At 64.5% G+C, this 19,858-nt stretch carries 17 protein-coding genes and 1 other RNA gene; 5 read left to right on the forward strand and 13 right to left on the reverse strand.

Features of this window, described 5'->3' with window-relative positions; all coding sequences use genetic code 11:
* Positions 1-182: 182 nt before the first annotated feature.
* From lon to hrpB, 6 genes are all read right to left on the reverse strand, one after another.
* Positions 183-2,585: an endopeptidase La gene (lon, locus tag SPHV1_RS20210; protein ID WP_231634779.1), complete on the reverse strand. Its 2,403-nt coding sequence runs from the start codon at positions 2,583-2,585 to the stop codon at positions 183-185.
* A gap of 236 nt (positions 2,586-2,821) precedes the next feature.
* Positions 2,822-3,157 carry a YbaB/EbfC family nucleoid-associated protein gene (locus SPHV1_RS20215; RefSeq protein ID WP_054947800.1) on the reverse strand — a complete coding sequence of 112 codons (336 nt, stop codon included), beginning with the start codon at positions 3,155-3,157 and terminating at the stop codon, positions 2,822-2,824.
* A gap of 1 nt (position 3,158) precedes the next feature.
* On the reverse strand, positions 3,159-5,120 hold the full coding sequence (locus tag SPHV1_RS20220) for a DNA polymerase III subunit gamma/tau (RefSeq protein ID WP_197277756.1): 1,962 nt from the start codon (positions 5,118-5,120) through the stop codon (positions 3,159-3,161).
* 143 nt (positions 5,121-5,263) lie between these two features.
* Positions 5,264-5,358: signal recognition particle sRNA small type (gene ffs, locus SPHV1_RS24590), an RNA gene on the reverse strand.
* 57 nt (positions 5,359-5,415) lie between these two features.
* Positions 5,416-5,694, reverse strand: a complete 279-nt coding sequence (locus SPHV1_RS20225; RefSeq protein ID WP_054947801.1) for an ETC complex I subunit — start codon at positions 5,692-5,694, stop codon at positions 5,416-5,418.
* 108 nt (positions 5,695-5,802) lie between these two features.
* Positions 5,803-8,277 (reverse strand): ATP-dependent helicase HrpB, encoded by a 2,475-nt coding sequence (gene hrpB, locus SPHV1_RS20230; protein ID WP_054947802.1) that lies wholly within the window; start codon positions 8,275-8,277, stop codon positions 5,803-5,805.
* A gap of 200 nt (positions 8,278-8,477) precedes the next feature.
* Between hrpB and SPHV1_RS20235 the strand changes: the two genes are divergently transcribed.
* Positions 8,478-10,370, forward strand: coding sequence for a bifunctional diguanylate cyclase/phosphodiesterase (locus tag SPHV1_RS20235; RefSeq protein ID WP_054947803.1), 1,893 nt, complete (start codon positions 8,478-8,480; stop codon positions 10,368-10,370).
* A gap of 13 nt (positions 10,371-10,383) precedes the next feature.
* Here SPHV1_RS20235 and SPHV1_RS20240 read toward each other — a convergent pair whose 3' ends face one another.
* Both SPHV1_RS20240 and SPHV1_RS20245 read right to left on the reverse strand, forming a co-directional pair.
* Entirely contained in the window at positions 10,384-11,157 is a 774-nt protein-coding gene (locus SPHV1_RS20240) for a hypothetical protein (protein WP_079729394.1), read from the reverse strand.
* Between the two features lie 89 nt (positions 11,158-11,246).
* Positions 11,247-12,263 (reverse strand): polyprenyl synthetase family protein, encoded by a 1,017-nt coding sequence (locus SPHV1_RS20245; protein ID WP_054947827.1) that lies wholly within the window; start codon positions 12,261-12,263, stop codon positions 11,247-11,249.
* Between the two features lie 109 nt (positions 12,264-12,372).
* Between SPHV1_RS20245 and SPHV1_RS20250 the strand changes: the two genes are divergently transcribed.
* On the forward strand, positions 12,373-12,672 hold the full coding sequence (locus SPHV1_RS20250; RefSeq protein WP_054947804.1) for a chorismate mutase: 300 nt from the start codon (positions 12,373-12,375) through the stop codon (positions 12,670-12,672).
* Between the two features lie 17 nt (positions 12,673-12,689).
* Here the strand turns inward: SPHV1_RS20250 and SPHV1_RS20255 are convergent, their stop codons facing one another.
* The 4 genes from SPHV1_RS20255 to SPHV1_RS20270 all read right to left on the reverse strand — a co-directional run bounded on the left by SPHV1_RS20255 (position 12,690) and on the right by SPHV1_RS20270 (position 15,467).
* Positions 12,690-12,893 carry a hypothetical protein gene (locus SPHV1_RS20255; RefSeq protein ID WP_054947805.1) on the reverse strand — a complete coding sequence of 68 codons (204 nt, stop codon included), beginning with the start codon at positions 12,891-12,893 and terminating at the stop codon, positions 12,690-12,692.
* 99 nt (positions 12,894-12,992) lie between these two features.
* Positions 12,993-14,399 (reverse strand): sensor histidine kinase, encoded by a 1,407-nt coding sequence (locus SPHV1_RS20260; protein WP_369817961.1) that lies wholly within the window; start codon positions 14,397-14,399, stop codon positions 12,993-12,995.
* 7 nt (positions 14,400-14,406) lie between these two features.
* Positions 14,407-15,084, reverse strand: coding sequence for a response regulator transcription factor (locus tag SPHV1_RS20265; protein WP_054947806.1), 678 nt, complete (start codon positions 15,082-15,084; stop codon positions 14,407-14,409).
* A 77-nt stretch (positions 15,085-15,161) separates the two neighbouring features.
* Positions 15,162-15,467 (reverse strand): PepSY domain-containing protein, encoded by a 306-nt coding sequence (locus SPHV1_RS20270; RefSeq protein WP_054947807.1) that lies wholly within the window; start codon positions 15,465-15,467, stop codon positions 15,162-15,164.
* 132 nt (positions 15,468-15,599) lie between these two features.
* Here SPHV1_RS20270 and SPHV1_RS20275 point away from each other — a divergent pair, with 132 nt between their 5' ends.
* Positions 15,600-17,396, forward strand: a complete 1,797-nt coding sequence (locus tag SPHV1_RS20275; protein WP_054947808.1) for an ABC-F family ATP-binding cassette domain-containing protein — start codon at positions 15,600-15,602, stop codon at positions 17,394-17,396.
* A gap of 9 nt (positions 17,397-17,405) precedes the next feature.
* Here the strand turns inward: SPHV1_RS20275 and SPHV1_RS20280 are convergent, their stop codons facing one another.
* Positions 17,406-17,891, reverse strand: a complete 486-nt coding sequence (locus SPHV1_RS20280) for a DUF6456 domain-containing protein (RefSeq protein WP_054947809.1) — start codon at positions 17,889-17,891, stop codon at positions 17,406-17,408.
* 95 nt (positions 17,892-17,986) lie between these two features.
* Here SPHV1_RS20280 and SPHV1_RS20285 point away from each other — a divergent pair, with 95 nt between their 5' ends.
* On the forward strand, positions 17,987-18,559 hold the full coding sequence (locus SPHV1_RS20285) for a helix-turn-helix domain-containing protein (RefSeq protein ID WP_054947810.1): 573 nt from the start codon (positions 17,987-17,989) through the stop codon (positions 18,557-18,559).
* Between the two features lie 24 nt (positions 18,560-18,583).
* The gene (locus SPHV1_RS20290) at positions 18,584-19,792 is read left to right on the forward strand and encodes a glycosyltransferase (protein WP_054947811.1); all 1,209 of its coding nucleotides are present in this window, start codon (positions 18,584-18,586) and stop codon (positions 19,790-19,792) included.
* Positions 19,793-19,858: the final 66 nt, after the last annotated feature.

Raw genomic sequence — 19,858 nt, forward strand, 5'->3', positions numbered from 1 at the left:
ACCTTTCCAGTTTCAATTCGCGCCCGGCGTTCGTGCGTGCACGAAGGCGGCGCGTTAGCGCCAGTCCGCGCGCGACACAAGGCCGCAGCGCACTGGCATTTCTTTCAGGCAGGCAAACGGGACTGAAAGTTACCGACGGGTGCCTGCCTTCCCTTCCGGACTTGCAGGCGCCCGTTTCAACTTCAGTGTGCGGTTGCCGACGGAGAGGAGCTGTGCGCGGGGGCCGCGGCCAATTCGTCGGCCTCGGTCCACTCGATTTCTTCCAGCGCCTCCGTAAGCGCTTGCGAGAGCACTTCATCCACATGAGAGACCGGGATGATTTCCAGGTCTTCCTTCACGTTCTCAGGGATTTCGGCGAGATCCTTGCGGTTCTCTTCCGGGATCAGAACGGTGGTAATTCCGCCGCGCAGCGCCGCCAGGAGCTTTTCCTTGAGGCCACCGATCGGCAGGACGCGGCCGCGCAGGGTAACTTCGCCGGTCATGGCGATATCCTTGCGCACCGGCACCCCGGTCAGGGTCGAGACGATCGACGTGACCATCCCGATGCCGGCCGAAGGACCGTCCTTGGGCACCGCACCTTCGGGAAGGTGGATGTGGATGTCCTTCTTCTGGAAGACCGACGGCTTGATGCCGTAGGCGGGCGAACGTGCCTTCACGAAGCTGAAGGCCGTCTGGATCGATTCGTTCATCACTTCGCCCAGCTTGCCGGTCGCCTTGATGGCGCCCTTGCCCGGGACGGTGACGCTTTCGATCGTCAGCAGTTCGCCGCCGACTTCGGTCCAGGCGAGGCCGGTGACGGCGCCGACCTGATTCTCTTCCTCGCCCACGCCGTGGCGGAACTTGCGCACGCCGGCATAGTCGGCAAGGTTTTCAGGCGTGATCGTCACGCTCTTGGCCTTGCCTTCGAGGATCTGGCGCAGCGACTTGCGTGCAAGACGCGCAATCTCGCGCTCCAGCGTGCGCACGCCCGCCTCACGGGTGTAGTAGCGGATCAGGTCACGCAGGCCTTCCTGGGTCAGCGTGAATTCCTCGTCCTTGAGGCCGTGGACTTCCACCTGCTTGCGGATCAGGTGACGCTCGGCGATCTCGACCTTCTCGTCCTCGGTGTAACCTTCGAGGCGGATGATCTCCATGCGGTCGAGCAGCGCCTGCGGCAGGTTGAGGCTGTTCGCGGTGCACACGAACATCACGTCCGACAGGTCGAAGTCCAGTTCAAGGTAGTGATCCTGGAACTTGGCGTTCTGTTCGGGATCGAGCACTTCGAGCAGGGCCGAGGCAGGATCGCCGCGGAAGTCCTGACCCAGCTTGTCGATCTCGTCGAGCAGGAACAGCGGGTTCGACTTGCCGGCCTTCTTGAGGTTGGTAATGATCTTGCCCGGCAGCGAGCCGATGTAGGTGCGGCGGTGACCGCGAATCTCTGCCTCGTCGCGAACGCCGCCCAGCGACTGACGGATGAACTCGCGCCCGGTCGCCTTGGCAATCGACTTTCCGAGCGAGGTCTTGCCGACGCCCGGAGGCCCCACGAGGCACAGGATCGGCCCCTTGAGCTTGTTGGTGCGCGCCTGAACGGCGAGATACTCGATGATACGGTCCTTGACCTTGTCGAGCGCGTAGTGATCGGCATCGAGGATCGTCTGGGCCTCGGAAATGTCGCGCTTGAGCTTCGCTTTCTTGCCCCAGGGCAGGCCGAGCAGGACATCGAGGTAATTGCGGATGACCGTCGCCTCGGCGCTCATCGGCTGCATGGACTTGAGCTTCTTGAGCTCGCCCATCGCCTTTTCGCGCGCTTCCTTGGACAGCTTGGTCTTCTCGATCCTGTCCTGCAGTTCCTGCAGTTCGTTGGCTTCCTCGCCGTCGCCGCCACCCAGCTCGGACTGGATCGCCTTGAGCTGTTCGTTGAGGTAGTACTCGCGCTGCGTCTTCTCCATCTGCCGCTTCACGCGGCCACGGATCTTGCGCTCGACCTGCAGGACGCCAAGTTCGCCTTCCATGAAGGAATAGACCATCTCGAGGCGCTTGAGCGGATCGGCCTCGGAGAGCACGGCCTGCTTGTCCGAAACCTTCGCCGACAGCTGGGCGGCGACGGTGTCGGCCAGCTTGCCTGCATCGTCGATCTCGCCGAACTGGTCGCCCGCGTCCTGCGAGAGCTTCTTGTTGAGCTTGGCGTACTCGTTGAACTGCTCCACCACCGAGCGCATCATCGCTTCGACTTCGGTGCCCTCGGACTCGCTGGCCTCGATCTTCTCGACCTCTGCAACAAGCATTTCGCCTTCGGCGGTCTCTTCGGCACGCAGCGATTCAATGCGGGCGCGCTCCTGTCCTTCGACGAGCACGCGCACGGTTCCGTCCGGCAGCTTGAGCAGCTGCAGCACGCTGGCGATCACGCCGGTGTCATAGAGATCGTCGCGATCGGGATCGTCGCAGCCGGGGTCGAGCTGCGCGAGCAGGAAGATGTCCTTCTCGCCGGCCATGGCTGCTTCCAGCGCGGCCACGGATTTCTCGCGACCGACGAAAAGCGGCACAACCATGCCGGGGAAGACGACGATGTCACGCAGGGGAAGGAGTGGAAGCAGGTTCACAGTCATATCCATTTCATCGCGAGCGGGACGATCTCGGTCAGACCTCCCGTCAATCCGGGACGATATGGGGAGTTCTGTCCACTACGCAATGCATAGATTACCAAAGACTGTGGAAGTGCTGGCATTCTCCCAAGCAATTATCCCTATAAGCAAAACCCCGGCGCGATTGGCGCCGGGGCTCTGCAATGCATGACGAAACGCCTCCCGAAGGAGGGCATTTCGCAGCCGAATTCTCATTCGCTTCAGAACGGCATCTTGAAACCAGGCGGCAGGCCCATGCCCTGCTGCGCCTTGGCCAGTTCCTCGTTCGCAACCGAGTCCGCCTTGACGCGCGCGTCGTTGTAAGCGGCGGCGATCAAGTCCTCGAGCATCTGCTTTTCGGTCGGCTGCATCAGGCTGTCGTCGATCGAGACGCCGATGACGCGCCCCTTGGCCGAGCAACGGATCTTGACGAGACCGCCGCCGGAAAGACCTTCGACTTCCATCTGATCCAGCTTCGCCTGGGTCTCGTTCATCTGCTTCTGGATGGTCTCGGCAGCCTGCTGGGCAGCCTGGATCATCTCTTCCATGGACTTCATCTCAACGTCTCCACTGTCGACCGCCGCCGCCAATCGCGGCCGGACGGTCATCCTGTATCAATTCGGCGTCGGGAAAGGCAGCTATCGTAGCAGCCACGAGCGGGGCATTGCGTACGGCTTCGCCTTCGGCTGCCCGCTGCGTCTCGGCCTGCTCTACGATCGTCGGCGCGCCCTGGCCTTCCACTTTCTCGACCTGCCAGCGTTCGCCGGTCGCCTTGGCCAGCGCCCCGCGCATGAGACCGGCAATATCCTCGCTAAAGCCGGGCGGCTGCGAATAGCGCAAAAGTCCCGGTCCCAGCTCGACGACGCGGACCTGCATGCGCATGGTGTTGGCGATAGAAAGTTCGCCCATGTGCTCGACATCGTCGACCAGCGCTTCCCAGCGCGGCGCGATGGCAGCAGGAGCCGTTGCGCTTGCGGCCGGGCCGCCCGCGCTCGATCCGCCTTCGCCAGCAACAGGCGCCACTGCCGGCGCACGCGCTGCAATCTCTTCCAGCTTGCGCACCAGCGAGCCGGGGTCGGGCATGTCCGAGGCATGCATGATCCGCAGCAGTGCCATTTGCGCCGCCACCAGCGGATCGGGCGCCGACTTCACTTCGTCATGCCCCTTGAGCATGAGCTGCCAGAGACGGTGAACCTGCCCTGCCTTGAGCGCCTTGGCCCAGGCCTCGATCGCGTCGCGTTCCTCGGCGGCATGGGCATCGACCACCTCACCGGCCACCTGGGCGACAGCGATGCGATGGGTGAGGTCCATGAGGCCCCGCATCATCGCGATCGGCTCGATCCCCAGCGAGAATTGCCTTGCGATCAGCTCCAGCAGAGCCGCGCCCTCGCCGTCCAGGATCGCGCCCAGCAGCTTGCGCTGCACCGACTTGTCGGAAAGGCCCAGCATGTCGCGGACCTTCTCGGCCCGCACCTGCCCCTCGCCGTCGAGATCGGCATGGGCGATGGCCTGGTCGAGAATCGAGAGGCCGTCGCGCACCGACCCTTCGGCAGCGGCGGCCACCATCGACAGGGCTTCTTCCTCGGCCTCCACGCCTTCCTTGCCGCAGACGTTGGCGAAGTGCTCCGCGAGCATCGGCGTCGGAATGCGGCGCAAGTCGAATCGCTGGCAGCGCGAAAGGACCGTGACCGGCAGCTTGTCCACTTCCGTGGTCGCGAAGAGAAACTTCACGTGGGCCGGCGGCTCCTCAAGCGTCTTGAGCAAGGCATTGAATGCATTGCGCGACAGCATGTGGACTTCGTCGATGATGTAGATCTTGTAGCGCGCGGAAACGGCCGCGTAGCGCACCGCCTCGATGATTTCGCGCACGTCGTCGACACCGGTGTGCGAGGCGGCGTCCATCTCGATCACGTCGATATGGCGCCCTTCGGCGATTGCCACGCACGGTTCGCACTGACCGCAGGGATTGATCGTCGGACCGCCCTGCCCGTCCGGGCCGATGCAGTTGAGCGCCTTGGCGATGAGCCGCGCGGTCGAGGTCTTGCCGACACCGCGCACGCCGGTCATCAGGAAGGCATGGGCCAGCCGGTCGCGCTTGATCGCATTGGCGAGGGTTTGGACCATCGCCTCCTGCCCGATCAGTTCGTCGAACGTCTGCGGACGGTACTTGCGGGCCAGCACGCGATAGGGCTGCGCGGAAGTTCCGGCAGGCGGGCTTGCCGGTGCGGGCTTGGGCGCGAGTTCAGGTGCCTGTGCTTTCGGCTCGGGAGCGGCGACTTCGGGCGCAGGTGCAGGCTCAGCTACGGGTTCGAACAGCGCCTGCGATTCGGGTTCTGGCGCCGGCACTTCGGCAGCGGTCGGCGAAGGCGATGCCGAAGGCGGGGGCGATGCCGGTTCGGGATCGCCGAACATAGAGGCTTGCCCCGCCGCTTCCAGCTCGGCCGCCGAAGGGGGAGTCTCCTCCTCTTCCTCATTGAGCCAGGGGGGCGCATCGCCGAACATGTCGCGTGAATCGTCCATCACCATCCAAACTAGGCGCTGGAGAGCCGGTTGTCAGGGGGAAAGGAGAAAGCTCCACAGTCTGTCCCCGGCCAAGTTGCCGGTGCGCTTGGAAGGCGCATTTCCCCGCAGCTTGAAGCGCGTAAGGGGAGGCGACGATGTGGGGTAAAGGAGCCGAGCGACCCGTCGCAATCCGTTTTGGCTGCTTCCTTCCGGACCTGACCAGGTTCGCGAACGCAAACGTCCACCCGACTCCCGGAGCGCCATATGGCTGGCGTTTGTCCGGATTGCAAGACCCGGTTGCAACTATTTCAGATCAACGGAAATTGTCGGCGTAGGCCTGAATCTTCAGGCGGCGCGGCGGGGTGGAATGGACCACCGCGTCGATGCCGTACCGATCGGCGTAGCTCTTGGCTTCCTCACAAGTGGGGAACTTGAGCTGGACCTGCTGATTCATGTCACCGGAACCGGCCCAACCCATCAGGGGATCGGGCTTCTTTGCCTCGGCCGGAACGAAATCGAGGATCCACTGATCCAGCAGTGCCTTGCCGGACTGCATGGCATTTTTCGGGCGCTGATAGATACGTGCACTCATGGCGCTCGCTTTGCCTCCGAATCGCGCCGGAAATCAAGCCGGAATCACACCTCAGGCAATTGTCCCGGGAGATTGTGGGCGTGATCGCGCGAACACCGCGTACGAATCTCAGCGTCGGCGCGAAGCCTCGAAGGCATTGCGGGTCTTGAGACTGGGGTCTTCGGCCCAGGGCTCATCCGGCCAGCGATGCTTGGGATAGCGACCCTTCATGTCGCGCTGCACGTCGCGCCACGATCCACGCCAGAAGCCGGGAAGATCGCGCGTGGTCTGGATGGGGCGACCGGCAGGCGAAGTCAGCTTGAGCAACAGGGGCTGCGGCGGCTGACCGAAAGTCGGATGGCTATCGAGACCGAACAGTCCCTGCACGCGCACTTCAACGCTCGGCCCGCCCTCGTCCTCGTAGTCGATCGCGTGGCTCGAACCGGCGGGACTGCGAAACTCTGCCGGGGCCAGCCTTTCGAGCACCTGCTGGTCATCCCAGGTCAGGCGACCCAGCAAGGCCGAGTGCAGGGCGCCCTTGTCTATAGAGTCGAGACGACGAACGACCAGAGGCCCAAGCCATGTCTCGAGGTCGGCAAGCATCGCCTCTTCGCCCAGCGCCTTCAGCCCGGCGAAACGGGCGCGACGCAGCAGCGACTGGCTGCTCTTGCCGAACGGAACCAGAGCCAGCCCCTTGTCGCGCACGCGATCGAGCAGGAATGCCGCAATGGCATCGGGATCGGGGGACGGATCGGGGCCACTTGCGAGAGTGATCGCGCCAATCCGCCGCTCCTGCCGGGCTTCCACCCGGCCCTCGGCATCGTTCCAGCGCAAGATCGAACGCCGCTCGATCCGTTCTGTCAGCCAGGCATCTACTTCGGACGCTTCGAGCGAAGCTCCGGACAGGATGCGCGCACCTTTCGCCTGCCCCTGAGCATCGCCGATCACCATCCAGTCTCGCGAGGCGAGCGGCGATGTCGGGTCGAGGATGTAGCCCCTGCCGCCTGCGGACAGCCAGGTCTCGCCCGATGCATCGCGGCGGCGCGCGACCATGTCGGGCCGTCCCAGCGCAAGAAGCACGCCGACCGGCACATCCGCGCCTGTCTTGTCTACATCCATGCCTTCGGGCCGTGCCTCGATCAGCGCCGAAGCGCGGCGGGCCCAGCCATCGGCCAGCTTGCGAGAGGCTTGTGCGCGCGGCGAGCGGTCTGCCTCCCATCGCGCAAGTCGTTGTGCCAGGTCCTCGCTGCGGCCGCCGAGACCGCGCTCCTGCAGGAGCAAGGCGAGCCGGGCCGCCACCGTCTCTGCGCCGAACGCCCCTGCACCCAGAACCATGGCCGCCTGAGCCGGGTCGAGCGGCAGGCTGGCCATGTCGCGGCCGAAAGGAGTGATCCGCCCTTCCCCATCAAGCGCCCCGAGAGCGGCAAGCTGGCTGCGCGCGGCATCGAGCGCCGCGGCCGGAGGAGGATCGAGCCAGGCCATGGCCGCCGGATCGCCCGCTCCCCACTGCGCCAGCGAAAGCGTCAGCGGCGCCAGATCGCTGGTCAGCATTTCCGGCGGATCGAATTCCGGACGGCCCGCGTGGCCTGCTTCTTCCCAAAGGCGATAGGCGGTTCCGGGCTGCTGACGCGCCGCACGGCCAGCGCGCTGGGCCGCCGAAGCCCGGCTCGCCCGATGCGTCACGAGCCGGGTCACACCCGCAGCCTTGTCGAATTCCGCACGGCGGGACAGGCCGCAGTCGACCACTATCGAAACGCCGTCGAGCGTGAGCGAGGTCTCGGCAATCGCGGTCGATAGCACGACACGGCGGCGCCCCTGCGGATCGCGGCGAATGGCAGCGCGCTGCGCGGCAGGCTCGCATTGCCCGTGCAGAGGGAGAACGAGTGCGGCAGGCAGCTTCTCCGCGAGACGTTCTGCTGCCCGATCGATCTCGCGCACGCCGGGGAGGAACGCAAGGATGTCACCCTCCTCCTCGCGCCATGCAGTCAGGATCGCCGATGTCGCTGCGTCCTCGATCCGCAGGTCGGGCGAAGCGCCCAGCCAGCGGATCGCGAGAGGCCACGACTTGCCCTCGCTTTCGATCACCGGCGCATCGTTGCCGAGCAATCGCGCAAACCGCGTGCCGTCGATCGTCGCCGACATGACCACCACGCGCAGGTCGTCGCGCAGCACTTCGCGGGTCTCGAGCGCGAGTGCTAGGCCGAGATCGCTGTCGAGATGACGTTCGTGCGCCTCGTCGAACAGGACGGCGCTAACCCCAGGCAGTTCCGGGTCGGAAAGGATCGAGGAAACGAAGATCGCCTCGGTCATCACCAGGACGCGCGTCTTGCCGGAGCGCTTCGTATCGAGGCGCGTCACGTAACCGATCGTCTCACCCGCCTTCTCGCCGAGCATGTCGGCCATGCGCTCTGCAGCGGCGCGCGCCGCCACGCGGCGTGGCGAAAGCAGGATGATCGTGCCGTCGCACCAGGATTCGCCCAGAAGGGCGGGCGCTACGGCCGTCGTCTTGCCGGCGCCGGGCGGAGCGATCAGCACACAGGCGGTGCGCTCGCTCAGAGCCTGAAGAAGGTCCGGCAGGACAGCATGGATCGGCAGACTGGTCACGCCCGGTCCCTTAGATGGAGTGCCGGGCCGAAGGAAGGCCTCACCAGAACCCGTTCAGGGTCATCCGTCCTGGCGCGCGTATCGCATGTACCAAACGTAAACCATTATTCGATACCTGAATTCGTCAGGAGCCTAATCAGTTGTCAGACGAAACGCGCACAAAGCCCCGATCTTACAGGCCAGGGCAACATCCCCTGCCGGTGGCGCAGTATCTTCGCCTGCGCGAACAGGTTCCGCCGTTGTATGGCCTTGTCGCCGTCAACTCCGCCATTTTCGCCTTCACGCATCGCGACCTCGCGCCCGAGTACCTGACGCTCTCGGTTCCGGCAGGGCTTGTCGCATTCAGCATCATCCGCATGCTCACCTGGATGCGCCCGCTGTCGGCAAGCGATCTGGATCCCGAGCGCGCACGGCAACGCCTGCGGGCAACCCTCTTCATATCCCTGCTGCTGGCCATGGCCTGCCTTGCCTGGGCGACGGTCCTGGTCCAGTACGGCGGTCCTTACGAGCGCGGCCACTTCGCGATCTTCATCGCCATAACCGTGCTGGGCTGCACCTTTTGCCTGAGCTTCCTGCCGATGGCGGCGACATTGCTGAATGTCTCCGTACTGGGCAGCTTTCTGGTCTACAGTTGGCTGTCAGGCAGCGCGGTGATGGTTGCCATCGCCGTCAATATCGCGCTGGTGTCCCTGGTCGTGCTGAAAATCCTGCGTGATTCCTATGCTTCCTTCGTCCATCTGGAAAGCACGCAAAGGGACCTCAGCAGCGAGAGGCGCCAGGCACAGGCCCTTGGCGAGGAAAATGCCCGGCTGGCCATGACCGATGCCCTCACCGGACTGCCCAACCGCCGCTATTTCTTCGCGACGCTGGAAGGGCTGCTGGAATGCGCGCAGCCGCAGGACCGGTTTTGTGTCGGGCTCATCGACCTCGACCGTTTCAAGCCGATCAACGATACTCACGGCCATGGGCAAGGCGACCGGCTGCTGCAGCTTCTGGGCGAGCGGATGATGACGCTGTGCCCGGCCGATGTCGTCATTGCCCGATTGGGGGGCGACGAATTCGGTATCATCTCGGCCGGTGGGCTCGAACAGGCCGAGGCCGTCACCCATGCGCTGTTCACCGCAATCCGGCAGCCTGCCAGACTGGGCGACGTGATCGTCTCCGTCGGATGTTCCGCCGGTATCGCCCCCTATCCGGCAGCGGCCAAATCCGCGAGCATCCTTTACGACCACGCCGACTTCGCGCTCTATCACGCCAAGAAGAACAAGCGCGGGCAGTGCGTGCGCTTCACGTCGGAACTGGAAAAACTGGTCCGGTCTGAACAGGCCCTCGATTCCGCGTTGCAGGCCGCCGATCTCCTGAGCGAGTTGTCCGTCGTCTTCCAACCGATCATCAACACCGAAACGATGATTCCCAAAGGCGTCGAATGCCTTGCGCGGTGGAATTCTCCGACCATCGGCCGGGTGCCGCCCGAAATGCTGATCGCTTCGGCCGAGCGCGTCGGTCGTGCACGGCAGGTGACGCTCGCCCTCTTCGACAAGGCGCTCGCCTCGCTCGATCGGATCCCCGAAGACATGGGGCTTACGTTCAATCTTTCAGGCAAGGACGTCGGCGATGCGGAAACCATCGACGCCCTGCTGGAGCGGATCAGGGCAATGACCCATTCCCCGCGCCGCCTGCTGTTCGAGATCACCGAAAGCTCACTGATCACCGAACTCGACAATGCCCGCAGCGCCCTGAAGCGCCTGCGTCGCAACGGCGTGCGCATTGCGCTGGACGATTTCGGCACCGGCTACTCCAGCCTCTCATCGCTCCATCAATTGCCGCTGGACATGGTCAAGATCGACCGCAGCTTTGCGGCGAGACTGGACGAAACGAAAGGCCGCCGCCTGATCGAGGCGATCCGCAGCCTGGCCCGCGCCCTCTCGCTGGACTGCGTAATCGAAGGCATCGAGACCGAAAACCAGCTTTTGAGCGCAAGGGTGGCTGGCTTCGCGCTGGCGCAGGGCTTCTTCATTGCCCGGCCCATGCCCCTCGAAGATCTGATCGCGCATATCGACGAGGTGCGGCCGCAGTCGATTCGCGCGGCCTGACCGATCTGAAGCCTCAACCGGCCATTTTCGTCCCGTAATCGATCCGGATGCGCACCCAGGTTCCGAGTTGCGGCTTGCCGTTGATCCGCGGCGGGACGACCTGGAACTGCCACGCCGCGTTCTGTACCGCGCGCCCATAGCCTGAGCCGAGCGGCGATTCTCCGAGGATCTGGCAGTTCTCGACCTTGTAATTCTCGATCGTCTGGCAGGCGATCTCGCCCCAGCCCGTGCGCGGGGCATTGGCGGGAATGTACCCGCCAAGTTCGGCGCCGCTCGGCTCGCGGTACCACTGCGCGCGATAGAGAATCGCCCCGCCCGGCCCTTCTCCGGGACCATAGCTCGAACCCGATCCACTACCCGATTCGCTGCTGGTCGTCGGCGCGGGTGCCTTCATCTGACCGATGTCTGCCGAAGCGAAATCCTCGCGCGAGAGCTTGAGGAAGGTAAAGGCAGGCTTCTTCACCACCGGTTTCTCGACCGGCGGGGTAATGACTGGAGGCTTCTTCACCTCTTCCTTCTGGACCGGCTCGACCTTTTTCTTTTCTTCTTTCTTTTCCTCGGCCTTGGGCTTGTCGTCCGCCTTCTCGCCCTTGTCCTTCTCCTGCCCGGTGACATCGAAGGTGACCGGATTGTTGCGCTTCTCTGGAAGGCTCACCACGCCGCTCTGGTAGATCGCCAGAAGCAGGACGAGCAGGATCACGCCCGCGGATAGCAGGGAAGAAACGATACGTTGTTGGGGCGAACCGGGCTGATAGCCGGTGACAGCCCGATTGAGCTCGGAGCGCATGGCCGGCCTCAATAGGGGCCGAAACCGCGCATCGCAATTACAGCTTTGTTGCAGGCGCCCGCAATCTGACGAACCGTGGCTTTGCCACGTCAGTAGCGACGCGCCACCGCGAACTCGACAGCCTCGGCCATCGCATTGCGCGCTTCGCCGCTGGGGAAGCCTGCAATCGAATCGATGGCGCGCTGGGCGAAATGACGCGCCCGCTCACGGGTCGCCTCGACGCACTTGTGGCGGTTGATCAGTTCGACCGCATGAGCAAGGTCCTCGTCCTCGGTCCGGAAGCCGGCGATGGCCTCCTGCCAGAACTTGCGCTCTTCCTCACTGCCGCGGGCATAGGCGAGGATGACCGGAAGGGTCATCTTGCCCTCACGGAAGTCATCGCCCTTGTCCTTGCCCGATTCGGCCGCTTCGGAATCGTAGTCGATGGCATCGTCGACGAGCTGGAAGGCAATCCCGAGATTGCGTCCATACGCGTCGAGCGCCTGCTCCTCGGCTTCGCTCTTCTCCGCCACGACGGCGGCGATCCGGGTCGCGGCGGCAAACAGTGCCGCGGTCTTCGAACCGATGATCTGGAGGTAATGCTCCTCGCTCGTCTCGATCTTGCGCTGGGCGGTCAACTGGTCGACCTCGCCCTCGGCGATGATCGAGCTGGCCTTCGAGAGGATCTTGAGGACGCGCAGGCTGCCGTCCTCGACCATGAGTTCGAAAGCGCGCGTAAACAGGAAGTCGCCGACCAGGACCGTCGCCGGATTGCCGAAGACGATGTTGGCCGCCGCCTTGCCGCGCCGCAGGTCCGAACCGTCAACGACGTCGTCGTGCAGCAGGGTCGCGGTGTGGATGAATTCGACTGCCGCCGCCAGCTTGTGGTGGCGATTGCCCTGGTAGCCGCACAGCTCAGCCGCCGCGACCGTCAGCATCGGGCGCATGCGCTTGCCGCCGCCCGAGATCAGATGCCCGGCCAGCGCGGGGATCAGCGGGATCTCGCTTTGCATGCGGTCGAGAATGACGGAATTGACGCTGTTCATGCCTGCCGCAGTCAGGGCGAGCATGGGAGCCAGGGACGGCTGCGTCTCACGTGAACGCAGGTTAATCACTTGTGCAGTCATCGCCCCGCGCATTGCGCGTTCAGAGCCTTGAACGCAAGTGGGAAAGCCAAGTGCGGCCCATTTGCACGGGCTGGCACAGGTCAAGGAGCCGTGCTAGCGGGGCTCCACCATGACCCAGGACACTCCCGTCACCGATCCGGTGCTCGCCGGCTACCGTTCCAGCATCGACAATATCGATGCCGCACTGATTCACATGCTCGCCGAACGGTTCCGGATCACCCAGGCCGTCGGCGCCTACAAGGCCGAAAGAGACCTTCCCGCTTCCGATCCCGGACGCGAGGAACGGCAGATCGCGCGTCTGCGCAAGCTGGCCGAGGACGCCAATCTCGATCCCGATTTCGGCGAGAAATTCCTGCGGTTCATCATCGACGAAGTGATCCGCCATCACGAGCAGGCAAAGGCCGGCTGAGCCGGCCTTTCGCTCTATTATTCTTCCACGTAGTCCTGAAGCTTGCTCATCAGGATCTGAATGCGCGTGGCGGCATCGGTGAAAGTCTTCACGTCATCGCGATTGCCGTTGCCGCGCGCTTCCTTCGCCGCCTCGACATAGCCTTCCATGTCGGCCTCGAGGGCATCGACGAGGATTTCGACTTCGTCCTGCGTGAGCGAAAGTTTGATCGTATCGGTCATGGGTACTCCTTGATTTTCGATCGCCGCCAATGAAGCGGCAGGGCCGGCGCTGCAACCGCGCTTCTGGCGCGCATCCCCAGCTTCCGAACGCAAATTCCTTCAGGTCGCCGTGCGCGGCAGCTTCAACTTGACCAACAGGCCGCCCAGATCCTCGCTCTCGTCGAGTTCGACCCTTCCGCCATAGATTTCCACCACGTCGCGAACAATGGCAAGACCCAGCCCGGTACCGGGCTTGCCGGTATCGAGCCGGGCGCCGCGATCGAAGATGCGGGTGCGCTCGGCGGCCGGAATGCCCATGCCATCGTCCTCGACCCAGATCTCGCAGAACTGCGGGTCCTGCCCGGTGTCGACCGTGACGAAGACGCTGCCACCGCCATACTTGGCCGCATTCTCGATCAGGTTGCCGAGGATCTCCTCGAGATCCTGCTTTTCCAGTGCAACGGTCACGGCGTGGTTGCCGTCTAGGTCGAATCGCGTGTCATCGTAGAGCCGCTGGACGGCACGCAGCACCGCCTCGAGGCTCGGCCACACGCTCGCACGCGACATGCCGGCCGCGCGGCGCCCGACGGCCCGCGCCCGGGCCAGGTGGTGATCGACCTGCCGCCGCATCACGGCCGCCTCGCGGATGACCGTGTCGGACAGGTCGGGCGACTTGGCCGTGGCCGCGTTCATGATCACGGTCAGCGGCGTCTTGAGCGCATGGGCAAGGTTCCCTGCATGGCGGCGCGCTTCCTCGGCCTGCAGCTCGGTATGCGAAAGCAGGGCGTTGAGTTCGTCCACCAGTGGCTCGACTTCCTGCGGAAGCGGGTCGGTCACGCGACTGGCGCCCGTCGTTCGCAGCTTCTGGATCGCGCGGCGCACGTGGCGCAGCGGGAACAGGCCGTACCAGGTCTGCATCCCCGCCATGAGCAACAGGCCGAAGCCGAGCGCGACGAAGCTGTAGACGAGGATCGAGCGGATCATCTTGATCTGTTCGTCGAGATCCTCGCGACTGGCCGCGACAGTGAACATCCATTGGGTGTTGCTGCCCGGCAGGATGATCGAGCGCTCCATGATCCTCAGCGGCTCGCCGGGGAACTGGTCGCTATCGTAAACGTGCGGCTTTGCGTCGAAGTTGTCCTCGGGAACGTCGAGGCTGCGATCCCACAGCGAGCGCGAGGGGAAATCCTCGTGCCCCTTGGCGCGAATCTGCCAGTACAGGCCGCTGTTCGGCTCGAGGAACCGCTGGTCGCCCAGCGGTCGGATGAAGAAAACCTCGCCATCCGGGCCGATCTCGGCCGAACCGATCATGCCGGTAAGCATGTAACCGAGCTGTTCGTCGAAATTGCGGGTGACCAACGAGGTCAGCGTGCGATCGAGGGCAAGGCCGCCGAACAGCAGGAGGATCGAGATCCACCCTGCCGCAATCAGCATCATGCGCCGCGCGAGCGAGCCGGTATGGCGGGCCTTCACCGTCTCGGCGACAGTTGCCTCGCTCCCTGCCCCGTCTGCTCGCGGAGCGTCCATCGGCTCCTCAGTTTCGCGGCGCGTCCGCGGGATCGTCGAGGCTGTACCCGAGGCCACGGATCGTGGTGATGACATCGGCACCCAGCTTCTTGCGGATGCGCGTGACGAAGACTTCGATCGTGTTGGAATCGCGATCGAAATCCTGATCGTAGATGTGCTCGATCAATTCTGTGCGGCTGACCACCTTGCCCTTGTGGTGCATCAGGTAGGACAGCAGCTTGTATTCCTGCGCGGTCAGCTTGACCGGTTCGCCGGCCAGCGTGACGCGGCCCGAACGCGTGTCGAGACGGACATCGCCCGCCATCAGTTCGCTCGAGGTATTGCCCGATGCACGGCGGATGAGCGCGCGCAGGCGGGCGATCAGTTCCTCGGTCTGGAACGGCTTGGCGAGATAGTCGTCCGCGCCGGCATCGAGGCCTGCCACCTTGTCGGACCAGGAATCACGGGCGGTCAACACAAGAACCGGGAAATTTCGCCCTTCCCTGCGCCACATGCCAAGCACGGTAAGTCCGTCGATCTCAGGCAGGCCGAGGTCGAGAATCACGGCATCGTAATCCTCGGTCGACCCAAGGAAATGGCCGTCCTCCCCATCGGCAGACAGGTCGACGGCATAGCCGTTCTGCTCGAGCGTGGTCTTGAGCTGGTTGCCGAGCGTAGGTTCATCCTCGACGATCAGGATGCGCAAATCTGGTCTCCCTTGGAAATCACCGACGAGATGGGGCGTAAGCCCGCGAGCGTCAAGCGAAGCACTGGTTCGTATCCTCAGCGCGACCGGCCGATGACGCGGCCCGTGCGGGCATCGACATCGACAAAATAGACTTTCCCGTCCTGAATGAATTTCAGGCGATAAGCCATTGCCGCAGGATCATATTCCGGTCCGAGGTACTGCATTCCGGACATTTTCGGAAGCACCTGCTGCTCGATCTCGCGAAGAGAACGCACATTGCCGGCCTTGCGTTCCTTGCGAACCTGCCCCTGTTCGGCACCCGGTTCGGCGTGAACCGGCACGGCATTCGCGATAAGGCCGATGGCCGCAACCGACAGTAAAGAGGCAAGAAGCTTTGTCATCCTGCTTGGGTGCCTAAGCTTCCGGCATTGAACAAGTCCTGAATGCGGCAGGAAGGTGGCAGCAAGGTTTCACTGTTGCGGATATCCCACGATGCTTGCCAGCCCCCCGCCGCTCGCTGTAGGGCGCCGGCCATGGCAATCGCACCAATTCTCAGCTGGGAAGGCCTTGGCCTGATCCAGGGCTCCGGCTGGCTCTTCCAGGACCTCGACATCAATATCGGCCCGCGGGACCGGCTGGCGCTGATCGGGCGCAACGGCGCGGGCAAGACCACGCTGCTCCGGCTCATCGCCGGCCAGGTGGAAGCGGACAAGGGCAAGCGCTCGATCCAGCCCGGCACCCGTGTCGTCACGCTGGAGCAGGACCCGTTCTTCACCGGCTTCGACACCCTGCTGGACTTCGCGATCAGCGGCGACGATGCCCCGCAGCGCCACGAGGTGGAAGCCATTGCCGACCAACTCGGCATCGACCTATCGCGCGAGGCCGCCAGCGCATCGGGCGGCGAGCGCCGCCGTGCCGCCCTGTGCCGGGCGCTGGCCTCCGAGCCCGACCTGCTGCTGCTGGACGAGCCGACCAACCACCTCGATCTTGCCGCGATCGAATGGCTGGAATCCTGGCTGCAGCGCTACAACGGCGCCTTCGTGGTCATCAGTCACGACCGCACCTTCCTGACCCGCCTGACCAATGCGACGATCTGGCTCGACCGCGGATCGCTGCGCCGCAAGGAAGTCGGCTTCGGCGGCTTCGAAGCCTGGGAAGAGGAAGTCCAGAAGGAAGAGACGCGTGCAGCCGAAAAGCTGGACGCCAAGCTCAAGATCGAGGCGCACTGGCTCGAACGCGGCGTCACCGCGCGGCGCAAGCGCAACCAGGGCCGTCTTGCCAAGCTCTGGGAGATGCGGGCCGAACGCGCCGCAATGCTCTCGCCCACCGGCACCGCCAAGCTCGCGGTCGCGGGCGACGGCAGCAAGACCAAGTCGGTGATCGTCGCCGAGCACGTGACCAAGCGCTTCGGCATCGAAGATAACGAGCGCACCGTGATCAGGAACTTCTCGCTGCGCATCCAGCGCGGCGACCGCATCGGCATCGTCGGCGCCAACGGATCGGGCAAGTCGACCCTGCTGAAGATCCTGACGGGCGAACTTGCGCCCGATGAAGGCTCGGTGACCCTGGCGAATACCCTGACCTCCATCGTCATCGACCAGCAGCGCAGCCTGCTCAAGCCGGACATGAAGCTGCGCGACGTGATCGCCGAAGGCAGCGACTGGGTCGACGTGCGCGGCGTGCGCAAGCACGTGCAGGGCTATCTCAAGGACTTCCTGTTCGACCCCGGCCTTATCGACGCCCGGGTGGGCACGCTTTCGGGCGGTGAACAGTCCCGCCTGCTGCTTGCCCGCGAATTCGCCCGGCCGTCGAACCTTCTCGTGCTCGATGAGCCGACCAACGACCTCGACCTCGAAACCCTGGACCTGCTGCAGGAAGTCATCTCGGACTACGACGGCACGGTCCTGATCGTCAGCCACGACCGCGACTTCCTTGACCGCACCGTCAACCTCACGCTCGGACTGGACGGCACCGGCCATATTGACGTTATCGCCGGCGGCTACGCCGATTGGGAAGCCAAGCGCAAGCAGCGCACGGCCCCTGTCAAGGCGAAGGCCAAGGCCGAAAGCGCTGCCCCGCCCCCGCCTCCGCCGCCGAAGAAGACCAAGCTGTCCTACAAGGACCAGCGCGACTACGAACTTCTGCCCAGTCGGATCGAGGAACTGGAAGCGGCTATCGCCCGCGACGAAGCGGCCATGGCCGATCCCGATCTTTACACCCGCGACCCCAAGAAGTTCGCTGCCCTTTCCGCCGCCATCGAAAACGCCCGGCAGGACAAGGAAGCGGCCGAGGAGCGCTGGCTGGAACTGGCCGAACAGGTCGAAGGCTGACGGGTCAGGTCAAGAAATGCGGTAGAATGCCGCAACACGGTCCAGCGCCAGTCCCAGCACGAGCTTGCCGCTGCGCGCCGGCCAGCCCAATGCCTTTTCTGCGGTGGGGAGCCCTTCCCCGGCGCACACCACCCGCCAGAGCACATCGGACAGACCGGTTCCTGCCGCCTCGATGGCGCCGTCGAAGCGCGCCTTGGCCGCAACCTGCCGCTCTGCGGGTGTCAAATCCGCATCGCGCCCTCCCGTTACCCGCACAGGATCCCATCGCATCGTCATGCGCGGTGCGAGTTGCGCTTGCTCCCAGTCCGTCCTCAGCCGCTCGCCAGCGGCGAAGCGACGGTCATCCAGATGGCCGCGAGCGTGAAGCCAGCTCAATGGCGATTCGGCGAGATTGACGGCCACGCTGCGCGTAGCCCGCGCTGCACTGGCCTTGGCGCCTCTCCTGCGCACAGGCCCTTCGCTGCTCAGTTCACGTTCGACGAGTACCTGCTTCATGCCTGCCTCCGGTTTTGTGGGGGTTCTGACGCCTCCTTGCCGAATCGGCATGCCTGTAGGAAAGTGGAAACCAAATCGGTTACACAGGACAGGCCATGATCAATCGCATCCGTGACATCCGTCTGCAAAAGGGCCTCACGCTTGCCGATGTCGCGGCAGCCTGTTCTCCGCCGACGACGGCGCAGACGATCGGGCGACTTGAAACCGGCATGCGCAACCTCTCGCTCGCATGGATGAACCGGATCGCCGCCGCGCTCGCGGTGGAGCCCGAAGTCCTGCTGCGCAGCGAAGCCAGCGAACCGGCGCGCATCGTGGCCGTACTCGGCCCGGACGGCACCGAGCCTGCCCGGACGCCGCTCGAAGCGGTCACGCCCAGCGACCTTGCGGGCGATGCCCCGTGGCTGGTGCTCGACGTGGAAGCCTCCTGCGGCGAGTATCGCGCCGCAGACCAGGTCTGGCTGCGCCAGCACCCGCCCGAAGAAGCCCCAAGACTGATGAACCGCGACGTGCTTGCCCCCCGCCCCGGCGGCCGTTTCGCCTTCGGCCGCCTGATCGATCGCGACGGCGAACGCATTGCCCTCCTGCCTCCTGCAACTGGTCAAAGGCAGATCATCGTGGAACATCCCGCGTGGCTGGCCGTTGCCGAAATGCTGGTACGTAAGCTTTGAACCGCGCACCCTAAGGCTGCCGTTATGCGAATTCTCTCCATCGCCACGCTCTTCCCGAACCCGGTGAAGCCTTCCTTCGGCGTTTTCGTCGGCAACCAGATGCGGGCGGTCGTCGCGCGCGGCGAGACCGACCTGACGATGATCAGCCCGATCGGCATTCCGCCCTGGCCGCTATCGCTTCGCGAGCCCTACGCCCGGCTCAAGAGCATCCCCGAAGTCAGCGACGTGGTGGGCCTGAAAGTCCATTATCCGCGCTTCACGACGATCCCCAAGATCGGCGGCGACAGCAATCCCGGCAGGATCGCGGGCGCCATTCTGCCGCTGGTCCGCCGCCTGCACGAAGAGAAACCCTTCGACCTCGTCGATGCCCAGTTCTTCTTCCCGGACGGACCTGCCGCGGCCATCGTGGCGCGCGAACTGGGCCTGCCCCTGACGATCAAGTCGCGCGGTGCAGACATCCATTACTGGGGGCAGCGACCGCGCGCGCTGGAACAGATGAAGGCGGCGGCCCAACAGGCTTCCGGACTTCTCGCAGTCTCGCAGGCCCTGCGCGAGGACATGATCGAACTGGGCATGCCTGCCGAACGGATCGACGTGCACTACACCGGCCTCGACCGCGAATTGTTCCACCCGGTGGAGCGCGGCGCGGCGCGCGCACTGGTCTCGGCGATGCCCAACCTCGGAATCTGGTCGCAGGGCCCGCTGCTGGTGACCCCCGGCGCGCTGATCGAACGCAAGGGCCAGAGCCTCGTGATCGAGGCCCTCACCCATCTGCCCGAAGCGCGACTGGCGCTTGCCGGCAGTGGCGAGGACATGCCGCAGCTCGAGGCCCTCGCCACGCGCCTTGGCGTCAGCGATCGGGTCCACTTCCTTGGCCTCGTCAACCACGAAGTCCTGCCCAACCTGCTGTGCGCAGCAGATGTGCTGGTCCTGCCCTCGACCAGTGAAGGGCTTGCCAATGTCTGGATAGAGGGGCTGGCCTGCGGCACCCCCATCGTCATCCCCGACATCGGTGGGGCCGGCGAAGTCGTTAAGGATTCGAGCGCCGGACGGCTTGTAGAGCGCAATCCCGAATCGATCGCCCAAGCAATCTCCGAGATCCTTGCCGATCCGCCCAGCCAGTCCGATGTTGCCGCCAATGTGAGCCGCTTCAGCTGGGGCGTGAACGCCGAGAATATCGTGCGCTTCTGGAAGGGTGTGCTCGAAGACCGGAAGGTCAGCGTTCCGGCCTGAGACCAGGGAGCCGCACACAAAAAAGGGGCGGTCCGGCGCACTTTCAGGCTTCCGGACCGCCCCTTT

This window comes from Novosphingobium sp. KN65.2 (assembly GCF_001368935.1).
GTDB classification, from domain to species: domain Bacteria; phylum Pseudomonadota; class Alphaproteobacteria; order Sphingomonadales; family Sphingomonadaceae; genus Novosphingobium; species Novosphingobium mathurense.

Excerpts from the sequence above, each read along its gene's own strand:
- SPHV1_RS20285 (WP_054947810.1), top strand. The coding sequence starts at position 17,987 with ATGATCAATCGCATCCGTGACATCCGTCTGCAAAAGGGCCTCACGCTT.
- SPHV1_RS20260 (WP_369817961.1), bottom strand. The coding sequence starts at position 14,399 with ATGGACGCTCCGCGAGCAGACGGGGCAGGGAGCGAGGCAACTGTCGCC.
- SPHV1_RS20215 (WP_054947800.1), bottom strand. The coding sequence starts at position 3,157 with ATGAAGTCCATGGAAGAGATGATCCAGGCTGCCCAGCAGGCTGCCGAG.
- lon (WP_231634779.1), bottom strand. The coding sequence starts at position 2,585 with ATGACTGTGAACCTGCTTCCACTCCTTCCCCTGCGTGACATCGTCGTC.
- SPHV1_RS20270 (WP_054947807.1), bottom strand. The coding sequence starts at position 15,467 with ATGACAAAGCTTCTTGCCTCTTTACTGTCGGTTGCGGCCATCGGCCTT.
- SPHV1_RS20225 (WP_054947801.1), bottom strand. The coding sequence starts at position 5,694 with ATGAGTGCACGTATCTATCAGCGCCCGAAAAATGCCATGCAGTCCGGC.
- SPHV1_RS20250 (WP_054947804.1), top strand. The coding sequence starts at position 12,373 with ATGACCCAGGACACTCCCGTCACCGATCCGGTGCTCGCCGGCTACCGT.
- SPHV1_RS20280 (WP_054947809.1), bottom strand. The coding sequence starts at position 17,891 with ATGAAGCAGGTACTCGTCGAACGTGAACTGAGCAGCGAAGGGCCTGTG.
- SPHV1_RS20290 (WP_054947811.1), top strand. The coding sequence starts at position 18,584 with ATGCGAATTCTCTCCATCGCCACGCTCTTCCCGAACCCGGTGAAGCCT.
- SPHV1_RS20240 (WP_079729394.1), bottom strand. The coding sequence starts at position 11,157 with ATGCGCTCCGAGCTCAATCGGGCTGTCACCGGCTATCAGCCCGGTTCG.
- SPHV1_RS20255 (WP_054947805.1), bottom strand. The coding sequence starts at position 12,893 with ATGACCGATACGATCAAACTTTCGCTCACGCAGGACGAAGTCGAAATC.
- SPHV1_RS20245 (WP_054947827.1), bottom strand. The coding sequence starts at position 12,263 with ATGACTGCACAAGTGATTAACCTGCGTTCACGTGAGACGCAGCCGTCC.
- SPHV1_RS20220 (WP_197277756.1), bottom strand. The coding sequence starts at position 5,120 with ATGGACGATTCACGCGACATGTTCGGCGATGCGCCCCCCTGGCTCAAT.
- SPHV1_RS20275 (WP_054947808.1), top strand. The coding sequence starts at position 15,600 with ATGGCAATCGCACCAATTCTCAGCTGGGAAGGCCTTGGCCTGATCCAG.